This is a genomic window from Hymenobacter aranciens (assembly GCF_030580865.1).
GTDB classification, from domain to species: domain Bacteria; phylum Bacteroidota; class Bacteroidia; order Cytophagales; family Hymenobacteraceae; genus Hymenobacter; species Hymenobacter aranciens.
Genome location: NZ_JAUQSY010000010.1, coordinates 127,302 through 142,892, shown reverse-complemented (window position 1 = coordinate 142,892; position 15,591 = coordinate 127,302). Strand labels below are relative to the sequence as shown.

At 61.2% G+C, this 15,591-nt stretch carries 10 protein-coding genes; 6 read left to right on the top strand and 4 right to left on the bottom strand.

Going from position 1 to position 15,591, the window contains the following annotated elements; genetic code table 11:
* Positions 1 to 25 precede the first annotated feature (25 nt).
* A complete protein-coding gene (locus Q5H93_RS16005; RefSeq protein ID WP_305007608.1) occupies positions 26 to 718 on the top strand; it encodes a peptidoglycan DD-metalloendopeptidase family protein in 693 nt (230 codons plus the stop codon).
* Here the strand turns inward: Q5H93_RS16005 and Q5H93_RS16000 are convergent.
* The gene (locus Q5H93_RS16000) at positions 711 to 1,028 is read right to left on the bottom strand and encodes a hypothetical protein (protein ID WP_305007607.1); all 318 of its coding nucleotides are present in this window, start codon (positions 1,026 to 1,028) and stop codon (positions 711 to 713) included. The two genes, Q5H93_RS16005 and Q5H93_RS16000, sit on opposite strands and share 8 nt — an antisense overlap.
* 11 nt (positions 1,029 to 1,039) lie before the next feature.
* The gene (locus Q5H93_RS15995) at positions 1,040 to 2,254 is read right to left on the bottom strand and encodes an ABC transporter permease (protein ID WP_305007606.1); all 1,215 of its coding nucleotides are present in this window, start codon (positions 2,252 to 2,254) and stop codon (positions 1,040 to 1,042) included.
* A 196-nt stretch (positions 2,255 to 2,450) separates the two neighbouring features.
* On the opposite strand from Q5H93_RS15995, the gene Q5H93_RS15990 reads away from it, so the two are divergent.
* The 3 genes from Q5H93_RS15990 to Q5H93_RS15980 all read left to right on the top strand — a co-directional run bounded on the left by Q5H93_RS15990 (position 2,451) and on the right by Q5H93_RS15980 (position 5,457).
* On the top strand, positions 2,451 to 3,680 hold the full coding sequence (locus Q5H93_RS15990) for an exo-beta-N-acetylmuramidase NamZ family protein (protein ID WP_305007605.1): 1,230 nt from the start codon (positions 2,451 to 2,453) through the stop codon (positions 3,678 to 3,680).
* A 249-nt stretch (positions 3,681 to 3,929) separates the two neighbouring features.
* A complete protein-coding gene (fmt, locus tag Q5H93_RS15985; protein ID WP_305007604.1) occupies positions 3,930 to 4,871 on the top strand; it encodes a methionyl-tRNA formyltransferase in 942 nt (313 codons plus the stop codon).
* A gap of 91 nt (positions 4,872 to 4,962) precedes the next feature.
* Positions 4,963 to 5,457, top strand: coding sequence for a dihydrofolate reductase (locus Q5H93_RS15980; RefSeq protein WP_305007603.1), 495 nt, complete (start codon positions 4,963 to 4,965; stop codon positions 5,455 to 5,457).
* 127 nt (positions 5,458 to 5,584) lie between these two features.
* Here Q5H93_RS15980 and porU2 read toward each other — a convergent pair whose 3' ends face one another.
* Together porU2 and Q5H93_RS15970 are read right to left on the bottom strand one after the other, a co-directional pair.
* Complete coding sequence (gene porU2, locus Q5H93_RS15975) at positions 5,585 to 10,891, bottom strand: putative type IX secretion system sortase PorU2 (RefSeq protein ID WP_305007602.1); 5,307 nt, start codon at positions 10,889 to 10,891, stop codon at positions 5,585 to 5,587.
* 50 nt (positions 10,892 to 10,941) lie between these two features.
* Positions 10,942 to 12,051 carry a putative type IX sorting system protein PorV2 gene (locus Q5H93_RS15970; protein ID WP_305007601.1) on the bottom strand — a complete coding sequence of 370 codons (1,110 nt, stop codon included), beginning with the start codon at positions 12,049 to 12,051 and terminating at the stop codon, positions 10,942 to 10,944.
* A gap of 388 nt (positions 12,052 to 12,439) precedes the next feature.
* Here Q5H93_RS15970 and Q5H93_RS15965 point away from each other — a divergent pair, with 388 nt between their 5' ends.
* Both Q5H93_RS15965 and Q5H93_RS15960 read left to right on the top strand, forming a co-directional pair.
* Positions 12,440 to 12,787 carry a PadR family transcriptional regulator gene (locus Q5H93_RS15965; RefSeq protein WP_305007600.1) on the top strand — a complete coding sequence of 116 codons (348 nt, stop codon included), beginning with the start codon at positions 12,440 to 12,442 and terminating at the stop codon, positions 12,785 to 12,787.
* Between the two features lie 65 nt (positions 12,788 to 12,852).
* A complete protein-coding gene (locus Q5H93_RS15960; RefSeq protein ID WP_305007599.1) occupies positions 12,853 to 15,525 on the top strand; it encodes a PspC domain-containing protein in 2,673 nt (890 codons plus the stop codon).
* The last annotated feature ends 66 nt before the right edge of the window (positions 15,526 to 15,591 follow it).

Below are 15,591 nucleotides of genomic sequence, written 5' to 3'. Positions count from 1 at the left end.
CCATCTTTCATCCAACCATTCAACATTGCTTTCCTCCCTCCTGCTCCGCCACCAGGCCGATTTCGGCCCGGTGCTACCCGTCGACCTCAACGGCCCTGACGTGGCCCGCCTCGACTTCTCGGCCAGCAACCCGCGCCTGGCCACCGCCGACCTGCGCGGCACCGCTGATTTTGACCAATTGGTAAACGACATGCTGGCCGAGCAGCACGCCACCATCGGCATCGGCGGCTACCTCGAAAACCGCGTTATCTACCGCCGCAGCGCGCATTTCGGCCCCGGCGCCGAGCCCGAGGCCCGCTCCCTGCACTTGGGCGTGGACGTGTGGCTGCCCGCCGGTACGCCGGTGCTGGCCCCGCTGCCCGCCACCATCCACAGCCTCTGCGACAACGATAATTTCGGCGACTACGGCCCCACCGTCGTGCTCCAGCACGAGCTGGAAGGCATCACCTTCTACAGCCTCTACGGCCACCTCAGCCGCGCCGAGTGGCGGCTGCTACGCGCCGGACAGGCCCTGACAAAGGGTGAGGCGTTTGCCACCGTCGGCCCGTTTCCGGAAAATGGCGACTGGCCGGCGCACCTGCATTTCCAGCTCATGGCCGACATGCAGGGCCACGTGGGCGACTTCCCCGGCGTGGCCCGGCCGTCGGAAAAAGCGCAGTGGGCGGCGCTGTGCCCCGATGCTAACCTAGTGCTACGGTGTGAGCTGCTAACTACCTAAGGGCGCCCACTACCAGTAATACCAGCCCGATAGCAAATAAGCCCCCAACTAACTCCAGCACGGCGCCCGCCAGCATTCCTAAAGCCAGCGACTTACTGAAGAACTGATTGCCCACGCTTTTCCGGAAAAGAGCTACCAGACAGCCAATGGTGGCCAGCAGGCCGCAAGGCGTGAGGCTCATCAGAAAGAGCACCCACAGCTTCATGTCGGCATCCGAAACGACGACCTGCTGCACAACGAAGGCGAACAGTAGCAGCGGCGGCAGCAACAGCAGGATTCCTGCAGCCAGAAGCAGTCCTTTTGATTGCATCGCCGCCCGGGTTAGTCGAACTTGATTGCCTTGACCGGGTTAATCCGCGAAATCAGGTACGTCGGAATAAACACGGCCAGCAGCGACGACACGAACGTAGCCGCATTGAGCACCAGCATAATCTTTAAGTCCCAGTGAATCGGCACCCGGTCCATGTAGTAGTTTTCGGGGTCGAGGGGGATGATTTTGAAGTAGTGCTGCAGGGCGCAGAAGCCGATACCGACAGCATTGCCGATGAGGATGCCGCGCACCGTGAGCGAAATGCCGCGGTGGAAGAACATACCGCGAATCTGGCTGTCCGTCGCGCCCAGGGCCTTGAGGATGCCAATCATGTTGGTGCGCTCCAGAATCATGATGAAGATGGTGGCCACGATGTTGAAGGCGGCCACGAAAATTATCAGAATCAGGAAAATGATGACGTTGCGGTTAAGCAGCTGCAGCCAGTCGAAGAGCTGGGCGTACTGGTCGGTGATTTTGTCGATTTTGAGGTCGTAGGGCAGCTTTTCGTAGAGCGTCTCGGCGGTGGCGTCGAGGCGCGGGAAGTCGCGCACCACCACTTCCATGCCGCCTACCAGCGAGTCGGGCCAGGCGTTGAGCTCGCGCACTTGGCGGATGTCGCCGATGACGTACACTTCGTCGAACTCATCCAGGCCGGTGGAATAGATGCCGCTGACGCGGAACTTGCGGATGCGCGGCGGGTTCTGGATGAAGTAGAACAGGGCCTCGGAGCCCACGCTGAGGCGCAGCTTGTCGGCCACTTTGCGCGAGATGAGCACGTCGTTGCTGGCGGCGGTATCGCTGAAGGCCATGAATTTGCCGGCCACCAGATTCTGGCGCATGGGCGACTGGCCGCCTTTCTCATCGATGCCTTTGAGCACCACGCCCAGCACCTCATCAGGAGTTTTGATGATGGCCGTTTTGACGGCGTAGGGCTGGGTGTACTGCACCTGCGGGAAGCGGCCGAGCTGCTGCTGCAGGCGCGGCCCGGCAATGGGCGCTACTTCGAGCGAGTTGTTGGTGTCGTAGCGCGAGATTTGCAGGTGCGCCCCGAAGGAGAAAATCTTACCCTGAATTTCGTTGCGAAACCCTTGCAGGATGGCAAACGACACCACCATCACCGCCAGCCCCATGGCAATGCTGATGATGGCAATTTTGGTAACCGAAGCGGTGAAGGAGCCGGCGTCGGCCCCGTCAATCTTCGCGGAAATGTAGCGGGAGACGTTCATGCGGTGGCGTAAAGCTACGCAGAATGGGGGCGGCGGGGTTTGGGAATGTCGTGGTAGTACGAATTCCGCGCAGCGGTTCGTACTACCACTCTGTCGTTAGCGCAGTATTGCTTCAGTTATAACACCGTCAGAGTGGTAGTACGAACCCCTGCGGGGAATTCGTACTACCACACCTACCGCACATCTTTGCAGTATTATGCTCTCCGAAAAAATAAACCTGCTGGCCAGCCTCTTCCTGGCTTTGCAAACCTGCTCCACCGCCCCCGCCACCCAGCCCGCCGCGCCAACCGTAGCCGCTGCCCCGACGGCTACCGTCGCCGTCCCCACCATCACCGTAGGCGCCGAGCGGCTGGCCGAGTACCTGCCGAAGCTTAAAAACCAGCGCGTGGGCCTGGTTGTCAACCAAACTTCTCTGGTCGGCAAATCCCACCTCGTGGACACCCTGCGCGCCCGGGGCGTCAACGTGACGGCCATTTTCGCCCCCGAGCACGGCTTTCGGGGCGAGGCGGCCGACGGGGCCACCATCAAGGACGGGCGCGACGCCCGCAGCGGCGTGGCGGTGCGCTCGCTCTACGGCAAGTCGAAAAAACCCACGCCCGAGATGCTGGCCGACGTGGACGTACTCGTGTTCGACATTCAGGACGTGGGTGCCCGCTTCTACACCTTCATCAGCACCCTGCACTACGTGATGGAGGCCGCCGCCGAGCAAAACAAGGCCGTGCTGGTGCTCGACCGCCCCAACCCCCACGGCGCCGAAGTCGATGGTCCCATCATGGAGCCCGCCCACAAATCCTTCGTGGGGCTCGACCCGCTGCCCATCGTCCACGGCCTCACGGTGGGTGAGCTGGCGAAGATGCTGAACGGCGAAAAGTGGCTGGCCGGCGGCCGGCAATGCCGCCTGACGGTGGTGCCGCTTGCGCCGGGCTACACCCACGCCCTGCCCTACGCCCTGCCGGTGCGCCCCTCCCCCAACCTGCCCACTGCCCGCGCCGTGGCGCTCTACCCCAGCATCTGCCTGCTGGAGGGCACCAACGTGAGCGTGGGCCGCGGCACCGATTTTCCCTTCGAGGTCATCGGGGCGCCTACCCAGCCCAACACCCGGCCCTACTCCTTCACCCCGCGCCCCAATGCGGGCTCGCCCACCCCGCCGCTCAACGGCCAGCGCTGCTACGGCCTCAGCATGCACCAGCCCGCGCCTGACGAGCCCCAGGGCTTCACGCTGAAATACCTCATCGACTTCTACCAGCAGAGCACCGACAAGACCAACTTCTTCAGCAAATACTTCGAGCAGCTGACCGGCACGGCCAGCCTGCGCCAGCAGGTTGTGGCCGGCAAGACCGAGGCGGAAATCCGCGCCAGCTGGGAGCCCGGGCTGGGCCGGTTTAAGGAATTGCGGAAGAAATACCTGCTCTACCCGGAGCAGTAGGGGCTTCCCCACCGGGCCGGAATTGCAATTCCGAGGCATTGGGGATTCCCCAACCGCCCGGGATTGCAATTCCGAAGCACTGGGGAATCCCCAGCCGGCCGGGATTTCAATTCCGGGGCACTGGGGAATCCCCAACCGTCCGGGATTGCAATTCCGGGGCACTGGGGATTCCCCAGCCGGCCGGGATTTCAATTCCGCCCGACTGAGGAATCCCCCGCCCGTTCGGCCGGGCGGCGTTTTCTTTGCCCCATGAATAACGCTCCGCTCCGCCTGATTTTCATGGGCACCCCCGATTTTGCCGTGTCCACCCTCGAAAGCTTGCTGGCCTGGCCGGGCGGGCAGGTGGTGGCCGTGGTGACGGCGCCCGACCGGCCGGCGGGCCGGGGCCGGCAGCTCCAGGCTTCGGCGGTGAAGGTGGCGGCCGAGGCGGCGGGGCTGCCCATTTTGCAGCCCACCAACCTGAAGTCACCCGAATTTCAGGCCGAATTGAAATCCTACGCCGCCGATTTACAGGTGGTGGTGGCCTTCCGGATGCTGCCCGAGGCGGTGTGGAACATGCCCCGGCTGGGCTCCATCAACATCCACGCCTCGCTGCTGCCGCAGTACCGGGGCGCGGCGCCCATCAACTGGGCCCTCATCCACGGCGATACCGAAACGGGCGTGAGCAGCTTCTTCCTGCGCCACGAAATCGACACCGGCGACCTTATTCTGCAGGATAAAATCCCCATCGCACCCACCGAAGACTTCGGCAGCCTCTACGACAAGCTGAAAGTGGCCGGCGCCGCCCTGGCCCGCCGCTCGGTGGAGGCCATTGCAGCCGGCACCGCCCCCAGCACCCCCCAGCCCAACACCCCCGACCTGCGCCCCGCCCCCAAGCTCACCAAGGAAACCGGCCGGCTCGATTTCCAGCAGCCCGCCGCCGCCCTGGTGAACCTCGTGCGCGGCCTGGCGCCCATTCCCACCGCCTTCGCCACCCTGCCCGACGGCCGCACCCTCAAAGTATTCCGCGCCGCTGCCCTGCCTTTTGAGGCAGCCCCCGCCGAGCCCGGCACCTGGCATTCGGATGGCAAAAAGTACCTGCGCGTAGCCACCCCCAGCGGCTGGCTCGACCTACTTGACGTGCAGGCCGAGGGCAAAAAGCGCATGGGTGTGGAAGAATTCCTGCGCGGCACGAAGTCATTTAACAGTTAACAGTCGGCCATTGATTGTTGAATAATAAACGTATCTGTACCCTTCTTACTGGCTGCTGGCCGACTGTTAACTGTTAAATGACAACTGTTAAATGACCAAAATTGCACTCGTAGTTGCCGTGGCCGACAACGGCATCATCGGCCACCAGGGCCAGCTGCCCTGGCGCCTGCCCAACGACCTCAAGCACTTCAAAGCCCTCACCCTGGGCCACCCCGTGGTGATGGGCCGCCGCACCTACGACAGCATCGGCCGCGCCCTGCCCGGCCGCCCCAACCTGGTGGTGACGCGCCAGCCCGATTGGCAGGCCCCCGGCTGCGAAACCCAGCCCTCGGTGCGGGCCGCCCTGGCCCGCGCCGCCGAGCTCGATGCGGAGATGGTGTGCGTCATCGGCGGCGGCGAAATCTACCGCGAAGCCCTGCCTGCCGCCGATGTGGTGTACCTCACCGAAGTACACCACGCCGTGGAAGGCGACGCCTCCTTTCCGCCCCTCTCCCCTACCGAGTGGCGCGAGGAAACCCGCGAGCGCCACGAGGCCGACGAGCGGCATGACTATGCGTACAGCTTCGTGAAGCTGGTGCGGCGGTAGATAAAGAACGGTCATGCTGAACGCAGTGAAGCATCCTCTCACGCCAGAACCAGTCGTTCCAACGTGAAAGGATGCTTCACTGCGTTCAGCATGACCGTTCTTTTTTGTCAGCTGCCGTTACTTCTGCTTACCGCATCAGCACCAGCTTGCCCCAGTCGTTCTTGAAGGCCTTATCGGCCACCGTGCGGCGCTGGCTGAACTGGTCCTGCGGGTCGTCGAGGCTCACGCGGTAGAGGTAGGTGCCGTTGGCCAGCCGGTCGCCGTACTCGTCGGTGCCGTCCCAGGCATACTCGGTGATGTTGTTGCCGATGTGCAGCGGGCCCAGCTCGCTCATGAAAATCTCACGCACCACACGGCCCGCGATGGTCATAATCTGGATTTTCATGTTGCGCGGCAGCTCCTGCCCCGTCACGGTGAAGACGAACTTGGCTTTGCTGGTCACCGGGTTCGGGTACGGGAACACGTTGGTGATGGTGGAGGCATTCACCACCTCAAACTTCACCTCGTAGTCCTGCGCATCGCCGTTGCCGGCAATGCCGGCGGTGGCATTGCTGGGGTCGCGGCCCTGCACGCGCAACGTGTACACGCCGTCGGGCATCGGGGCACTCAGGCCGGGCTGATACTCCAGCCTGGCCACGCTACCCTTGGTGGTGTCGGTGGTGAAGCGCACCGCCGACGAGCGCAGGTCCACGATAGTGGCCGGCTGGCCAGCGCGCTGCAAGGTCACCGTGAAGTACGACACATTGCTGATGTGGCGCAGCCGGTCCTCGTCGTTCATCTGAATGCTGATAACCGGCCGCGGCGACACCAGCTCGCCGCTCATAATGCGGCGCCCGTCGAAGGCCACGTCGAGGGTGGGCGGCAGGTTGCGGTCAATCACCGTGAAGGCGTCCAGCGCCAGCTCATTGTTGAAGTAGTACAGCTCGGGCTGCGGCTTGGGCTGCGGGTTCACCGTCACCCGGGTGTTAAATGTCCCGAAGCGCCCAATCATCGGCACTTTCACATTGAAGGTGGTGGTAGCATCGCCTTTGAGCTGGCCCGGAATGGTTACCAGCACCGTATTGCCGTTGCCGCTGGCATCGCGCACGTCCACTTTCGCCAGCAGCCCGGGGGAAAAGTCGAGCGAGGTCACGTTTTCGAATGCCACCGGGAAGCGGATGTAGCCGCTGTCGGCCGCCATGGTGGCCAGCCGGGCCGCATCGTAGTTAGTGGCCGCCACCAGGTCGCGGCGCACCACGCCCTCGGGCACGCCCCGGTAGGTGATAAACCACTCCTTGAGCTGCGGCGCCATGCGGTTGGTCGAGTCCTGCAGCTCCAGCTCCAGCTCCAGGTACGGGTAGGTGCGGGCCGAAATATTGCTCAGCGGGTAGCGCGACGACGGCACGCTGCTCTGCAGCACCGTCGAATTGCCCAGCGTATCAATGCCAATCACGCGCAGCTTGTAGCTGCTGGTGGTCGATTCCTTCTTTATCCAGTGGTGCAGGGTTTCCCAGTTCTGGGCCGGGCCGATGCGCGTCGAGGTAATCTTGCCACGGAAGCTGGGCGTGCTCAGCGTGTCCACGATAGTTATGGTCTGGTTAGCCCGGGGAATGTTGCCATTTCGCAGGTCGGGGCCTAGCTCACGCACCATCTGGCCGCCAGCATTATACTTGCGCGACAGCACGGCCAGCGGGTCGCCGTTTTGCAGCTGGTTTACCAGCGTCGAGCCCAGCAGGGTTGCCAGCGTATTCTTGACGCCTGCCAGGCTGGGGTCGGCCCAGCGCACGCGGTTCATGCTGATAAGCGCCACATAGTCGCCCTCGGTTACCTGGCTGAGCAACGACTGCAGGTCGCTCTGACGGGCGCCGCTGTTGTTGATGTTGTTAAGCGTATCGGAGGGCACCCGCGGGGCGGGGTCGGTGGCAAACGTATAGAACTGCTGCGGCGCCTGCCCGCAGGTGAGGTAGCTGGTCGAATTCACCCGCTTGGGCTGCAGCGTGTGCTGGTCGTAGATGGCCAGCAGCAGGTTGGGCGCGCTCGCGCCGCAGTCCAGCACGCTGGGGGGCGTCGAGATGTTGGCAATAATACCAAGCCCGGTGCCCGTCGTGAACGTGGCGGAGCGCGTGGGGGCGCCCTGCGTACGCAGGGTCAGGGCCTGAAACTCATCCACGAAGCGCCAGCGGCCAGTGGGAGCGGCTATTTCCACGCCCTGGCGCTGGTTGCGCTGCAGCTGCGCATAGTGGCTCTGCGACCATCCGCCGGCGCTGTTCTGAATGATGCGGAACGAGCTGACGGTCCATTCCGCCGTTTCGTTGGCGGCGGGCGTCTGGAAGCGCACGCGCCAGTACCACACCACGCTGTCGCGCCCGGCAATGGCGGGCAACGTCGGCTGCCAATCGGGCGTCAGCGTGGCCGTCACGGTAGCCGTTTGCCGGATGGGCGCCGGGCTGGTGAAGGCGGCCGTCGTATCTACTTCGTACTCATACACCCGTTGGGTGCCGCTGGGGTCGTTGGTTTGCGCCACCAGATGGGGGCGCTGGCTGCCCACAATGGCAAATTCGGCCGGGCTCAGCGCCGTCACGCCGGGCTTCAGGAAGGTGAAGAGGAGCTCACCGGTGTTGTTGTTCTCATCCAGCTCCGGAACGCGGTTGGCCGGGTCCAGCATCACTTCAAAGCGGTTGCTGCCAAACACATTCACACCCGCCGGGTTGCGCAGCACGGCCGTGTATATCGTATCGGGAAGCCACGACTGCCGGAACTTAAACACCGTATCAATGGGCGAGCCCATCCCAGGCACGCGCCGCACCCGCACTTCCAGGGTATCGCGCGTAATCTTGCCAGGGTTTTTCACCCCGATATTCAGCACGAAGCGGTTGGAAGAGGCCGATACCGGCGGCTGGCCTGCCTGCGGCACAATAGACAAGGCCGCCGAGCTGGTCTGGAAATCGGGCCGCGCCGGGGCATACAAGCTTATCACCGGGTCGCCGAGCCACATCGTACACATCAGCTGCTCGGGCCCGACGGCGCGTCCGTCTACCGGCTGGAACAACTGCGTCCTTTGCAAACGGCGCACCGCTTCGGCATACACCTGCGCTACGGGCTTGCCATACCAGGCATTATTGTTGAGTAACAGCGAAAACACCGTATCCTGCGCGGTATCCAACGGGCCTGGATAGCTAAAGCCCGATTGCCCTAACAGGCCAATGGCGCCTTTATTGGCCGATAGCAGCCACAGCTCGGCAAACGTGCGGTAATCCTTATCGAAGATGGTATTATCCGAACTGTTGGTACCGGCCGCCGTGTAGGTGCTGCTACACCCGTTAAAAAACATTATCGGGTAGCGGCCGGCGTTGCTATAGTTATTCATCACCACATCCGGCGTGCCGATGTGCAGGCCGAACGTGGTGTTGGAGCCGTGGCCGAAGTAATTAATCAGCGACAGCCCGGCATTGAGCTCATTCTGGATATTAACCGAAGTAGTCTGTGGCGCTGTCCGCTGGATGGTTTTTACCACCCTGCCACCCCACAGCGGTCGCTCAATGCGTTTCTTGTAACCGGTCATGTATTCGTTGAATATCCCGGTTTCGCCTGCGGTTTGGCCGCCTACCAGGTTCAGCACATTTTTGCGCCAGGGCTCCATGCCCAGCGAATCGTGCTGCTGCACCTTGCGCAGGTAGTTCATCACCTCCTGCGGGTTGGTGGCCGGCACGCGGCCGGTATGCATCCGGGCCACGTAATCATCGTTCTGCCAGTCAGCCGTAAAAAAAGCATCCGAAGTAGACCGGCCGCTTACCGGCACTAAATCGCGGGCATAGGTAGCATTGCCTGGTATGTTGCGATAAAATTCATTTCGGTAGGTAAGACGGTTATAAACGTTCACCGAATAGATTACCCCGTTGCCCAGCAGCAGCAGGTTTTTCTGCTGCCCACCAGCATTATCCATAATAAGCTTGGCAAACCGGCGCACGGCCAGAGCCGATTTCTCACCGTAGTGAAATTGGTCGTACAAATCCTCACTATTCACCATCAGCACATTATGACCCCCGCCCGCGGCCGAAGCCCGGTAGTCGGCATAAGCCTGGGCCGCATTGGGCACGTTGGCAGCAGGAGCCTGCAACAGCCGGCTGGTCACGATGATGTAGTTAGGTTGAGAGGGATTGAAGGTGCGAAAGGTGACGCGCTGTGCGGGCTGCGGCACGTAGGGCCGGTCGCCGGACAGCAGCAGCCAGCGCGTTTGCTGGCTGGTGGCGCTGGGAAACACGAATACTTTGCTGCGCGCCGTGCTCCCGGCCGTCCCCGTGATGCGCTGCACATTGTAAGGGTCCGTCACATCGTAGCCGTGCACCGCTGCCGGAATAGAATCGACTTCGTAGGTGGCCGTACCGGCGAGCAGCGAATCGTTTTGAAACAGCACATGGCGCTTATTCGGAAACCAGCGGTTGGTCTGCGGCACCGTTATCCGGTAATAGGCTATCCGAAACCGGTCGTACGGTAGGCCCGCCAGGCTGGGGTCGTACACCCGAAAGCGAATGGTAATCTTCGCGTTGGTATTAGGATTAGTCGTGCTATTGATATCCGAGCGCCGGATGGCAAACGTGCGGCGCACCTTATCGTAGTTCCGATAGTTGATGGTATCCAGTACCCGAATGGTTCCACCGGGCTCCACTACCGAAATTTCGGTGCGGTGGGCCGTCATGGAGCTACCTATCAGGTTTACCTGCACCCGGAAAGGCCCGCTGGTCAGCGGCACGCTTGCCATTAGCGAGTCGGTTGCCACATCGTAGTAGTTATTGCTGAGCGGTCCGCTAATGCCTTGCGCAGGTGTCAGCACCCCAACGTAGCCTGATATATAGCCTTCGGCCTTATCAAACCAGGGAGTGTAGTTATACTTATCCTCCTCATTGGATTGCCCATCAGAGTAGCCAGTCTTTATGAGCCTGGCGGTATTATATAAGCGGTGCGGATGCAAGGCGCCGGGCGCTGCTACCGGCTCGGTCATGGCCCGGCCGGGGCGTGACGCCGCCCCTACTCCCCAGGTTATGAAGTAGCTGGCCGTATCGGTATAGTAGCTGTACAGCGGGTTGGCCAGGTCATTGGGCGACTTATAGAAGTCGCGGTCCAACTGCCCGTCGTTGCGCTGGCCAAAAAACTCGATGTAGGTGGTGGCATCCAGCACCTGCGCGTTGCCACCCACGTAGCGGGCAAGTTCGCGGCCACGCCGCCAGAGCTGCAGGTTTTGGGGCGCTACCCCAGCAATACCAGCCGCTGTCAGATATTGGTAATCAATTTTGTAAAGACCCGTACGGGGCAGCTTCAGCTTAAAATATTGCTGGCCGGGCACTATCCACTCGTTGCCATACACCAGCTGCTGCGCCTGGGCACTCTGCCCCCCAGCCAATGCCAGCAGGAAAGCCAGCATCAGCCCCAACCCGGTCTGTCGGTAATATTTAGTCATAATCCTGAGCTTTATTTATGTCGAATGCAATAGCTTGAAATGCACACGGCTTACTTGAAGCCATATCCCAACGATACAATCAGCGAGTTGGTTTGCGAGGACTGGCCCAGCTTTTCCACTGCCAGGCGCGACAGCGCCAAATCGACGCGCAGCCCGCTGATGGCCAGCCCAGCCCCGAGACTGTACTGCCCCAGCATCTTTTCCTTGTTCTCGAAATTGGTGATGCGTTGGTAGTCGCCAGCCCCACCGCGCAGAAACACCAGGTTTTTGTAGCCCAGCTCCAGCCCCAGGCGCGGGTTCAGGTTGAAGCTACTGCTGGAAACGAGCGTGTTGCGCTGCCCATCGGTAGTAGCCTCGATATCGGCCGCTACCAGGGCCGAGAACTGCTTGGGCAGCTCAAAGCGCCGGCCCACGCCCAGGGTGATAGTGGGCAGGGTGATTTCGGTGCTGTTTTTAGGAATCGGGTCGTTGAGGTTGGACGAAGTAAGGCCCTTCTGGTACTCATCGGCGTTGATAGACCAGGAGTTATAGGTCGTGGTGATGTCGCGCACCATTAGGGCAGTGCGCCAGCCTTTCTTGTTGTATTGCAGGCCCGCATCGAAGCCGAAGCCGTAGGCATCGGCGAAGTTGCCGATGTTGCGGTAGATGAACTTCCCATTAGCACCGACGCTGAGGCCTTCCACGTTGCCGATTTTGCGGGCGTAGGACAGCAGCACGGCGTAGTCGGCCACCGAGAAATAAGTTATTTTGCTGTAATCAATATAGTTGTACTCATTGATTAGGGCACGGGTATCGGCAATGTCATCAATACCCAGACGTATCAGGCTGATACCGATGGCGCTTTTGTCATCCAGCGGCATCGAAAATGCACCATAGTCGTTTTTCACGACGCCCGAAAACAGCTCCGAGTGCATCAGCACGCCGTCGTACTTATGGGCCTGGTTCACGAGGCCAGCGGGATTCCAGTAGCCGGCGGTGGCGTTATCGGCCAGGGCCACCTGCACTTTGCCCATGCCCAGGGCGCGGGCGCCCACGCCAAGAGTCAGAAATTCATTGCTGTACTTGGGCGTTTTGGTGGTTTGGGCGGCGGCGGGCAGGGCGAGGGCAGCAGCAGTGCCCGCAAGCAGAAGGCGCCGGGTGGCAGCGGAAAACTTGGACATAGAAAATAAGGCGGTGAAGAAATTCGGAGCGGAAACGCAAGATACTTCATTATAGTGCGTGCCGGCCGCGAATTTCAGGCCAAAAGCCCGCATACGGTAGGTGAACGCAGCCAGCAAGCCGGTGAAGTTGGCAACGGCAGCTTGATGGTAGCGGGTTTGCCCACTTAACGCCGCTACGGATTACGCAGTTTTTGGTGGCAGACGGGGCGCACTAAATGCTTAACCGCAAAAAACCGGCGAAGCTGCACAAAAAATATTGCCTTAACTATTAGCTACTTGCTTTTAGAAGATTAAAATCCCAGTGCTTTTATTGCAACAGTACCTTGCGTTACAAAGTACCATCTTTACCTTTGTACCGTTGCTCACCCACTAGCTTGTCATAACGCCTATGAAACTTGAGAACACCCAGGTCCAGATGCGCAAGGGAATCCTTGAATTCTGTATCCTGGAAATCATCGCCCGCGGCGAAGCTTACGCCTCCGATATGCTGGAGGAGCTGACTTCGGCCCGCATGATAGTGGTGGAGGGCACGCTCTACCCACTACTCACCCGGCTGAAAAATGCCGGCCTGCTGGACTACGTCTGGAAAGAAAGCACCAGTGGGCCGCCCCGTAAGTACTATACGCTCACCACCGATGGCCGCCAGTTCCTGGAGGAACTGCGCGACACCTGGGAAGAAATGGCCACCTCGGTGGGCATCATCCGCAAGGGCCGGCCAGGCCCGCCGGCCAGCTAAGGCTACCGCTTTCTTTTTCCTCTCTCACTCACCTGCATCAAAACGGCTTCTTTCAGCCTTTTACCATGAAAAAGAACATCAGCATCAACTTGCAAGGCATCATCTTCCACATCGAGGAAGACGGTTACGAGGTGCTTAGTCGCTACCTGGCCGAGGTAAAATCGCACTTTGCCAGCTACCAGGGCCACGAGGATATTGTGTCCGACATCGAAGGCCGCATTGCCGAGCTGTTTTCGGCCCGCATCACGCCGTTGCAGCAGGTCATTTCCCTCTCTGATGTGGAGGCCATGATTGCCAAGATGGGCCGCGTCAGCGACTTCGCCGTGGAAGCCGACGAGGATGAAACAACGACTGCCGACAGTGCCACGGGCGGCACTTTTGGCCCCAATGGTCCTTTCGGCACCAAAGGCGCGTTCGGCCCCGAAGGCCCATTCGGTCCTAAAGGACCGTTTGGTCCGGAAGGCCCCCTGGGCGCTGGTGCCTCCGGCCCCGCCGAGCCCCGCCGCCTCTACCGCGACATGGCACACCGCAAAATTGCGGGCGTAGCCGCTGGTATCGCGCAGTATTTCAACGTGAGCCCGCTGTGGATTCGCGTGGCCTGGGTGTTCCTGGCCATCTTCACCCCGGCTATTATCAGCGACTTTGGCACCCACAATTTCAACATCCAGTTCGGGGGCTGGGCTGTGCTGGTGTACGTCATCATGTGGATGGCCCTGCCCAAGCGCTACGATGCTCCGGCGCCCAACGACACGCCGTTTGCCGACGGCCCGCTGGCCGGCCGCAAGTACTACCGCGACGTGGACAACGGCAAAATCGGGGGCGTGGCCGCCGGCCTGGCGCACTACCTCCGGGTTGATGTAACGCTGGTTCGCATCATCTTACTCGCCGGACTGTTCGTGGGCGGCTTCACCTTCGTGCTCTATGTGATTCTCTGGATTGCCTCGCCGCAGGCCATCACGGTGGCCGATAAAATGCGGATGCGCGGCGACGCCATGACCCTTGAAGGCTTCGACAGCAAGCTCCGGAACAGCCCTTTTGACGACGCCGCCCTCGCGGGCGGCAACCGTCCGGTGGGCGCCTTTATCGAAGACTTCGGCCGCAACCTGCGTCCGCTGGTGAATTTCGCGGGCTCATTTATCCGCATTGCGGCAGGCTTGCTGCTGACGATGATGGGCTTCGGCTTGCTGCTCTTTACCAGCGTGGTAGCTGGCGTGGCTATTGGCTTGATTCCGCAATCGGAAAACATTGTATTCGGCGACCTGCCGGTGCACGTGCTGTTGAATGGGGTGCCTGAGTGGGGCGTGTTAGCGGGCTTCCTGGCCTTCGGGATTCCGGCGCTGTCATTGCTGCTGGGCGGGCTAAACCTCTTGTTCCGCCGCACCATCATGAATCGCACGGTAAGCTTGTCGCTGCTGGGCTTGTGGCTGCTGAGCGTGGTGGGCGTCACGATGGCGGCCGTGCGTCAAAGCCACGATTTTCAGCATGAAGCTGAAGTGGAAGAGCGCAAAACTTACCCTGAACTTACCAAGCCGGTGCTGTTTTTGGACGAGCACAGCATCGACCGCCACACCGACCAGTGGCCCCGCGTAAGCCTGGCAGCCATCGACAGCGGCCGCGCCGTGGAGGTGTTGCGCACGATGTCGGCCAAAGGGAGCAACGAAGACGACGCCCGCCGCAATGCCAGCACCAGCATTGCTTACAATGTGCGGGTTAGTGGTGACTCCTCGCTCGTCTTCGACGACCACTTCTCCTTCCAGCCCAACGCCAAATACCGCGACCAGGACCTGCGCGTAGTTGTCCGCCTGCCCCGCGACCGCACTTTCCGCATCAGTTCAGGCTTTGCCAGCCTGGTGGGCGACGAGAGCTTCGTGAATAACCGCCAGCCCAACGAGCCCGAAAAATACCGCTACCGCCTGGTGGGCAATAAGCTGCAGTGCCAGGAGTGCCCCGCCGAGGAAACCGATGCCGATAATGACGAGGATAATGACATCGACATCAATGTGAATGTGGGCGACGAGGACGACTCGGCCGATAACGGCAACCATACTGTCAAAGGCGCCCCATCCTTCAACCTCGACCTGCAATACTACGGCGCTGGCCGCCGCAGCTTCTCCGAAAACGACTTCACAAAAGTGCGCGTGCAGGGCGGCTACCGCGTCATGATTCGGCAGGGCGACAGCTTCCGCATCGAAGCCGCCGGCCAGGACGATGACCTGCGCGACCTGCGTGTGACCCGCGAAGGCAACGAGCTGGACATCCGCCCGCGCCGCAGCGGCCTGTTTGGCACTGCCTTCGGCGACGACCACGATAAAATCCTTATCAGCATCACCATGCCCGATATTGAAGCGGTATCCTTGGCCGGGGCCGTGCAGGCCGACGTGGCCGGCTTCCCCCGCCAAGTGAGCCTGGCCGTAGAGCAGGCCGGCGCCAGCCACCTGCGCCTCCAGGGCGACTTCAACCGCCTCGACCTGGAGCTGGCCGGCGCCTGCCGCACCACCGCCGCCGGCGATGTTGACCAGCTGGAAGTAGACGCCGCCGGCGCCTGCAACCTGTCCGGCCCCGAACTCCGCGCTAACACGGCCAACCTCGACCTCGCCGGCGTGAGCCACGCCCGCCTGCAGGTAAATGAAACCCTGAAAGCCGAAGCCGTAGGCGCCTGCGTGATTGAATACAGCGGCAACCCTACGAATGTGGATACGGATGTGAACGGCGCCTCGCGGGTAAAACGATTGAAGTAGTGACGATTGCGGGAAACTTAAATGCTTAACCTTCCCTACAGGCAACCTCTACGGCTCTTCTGCATC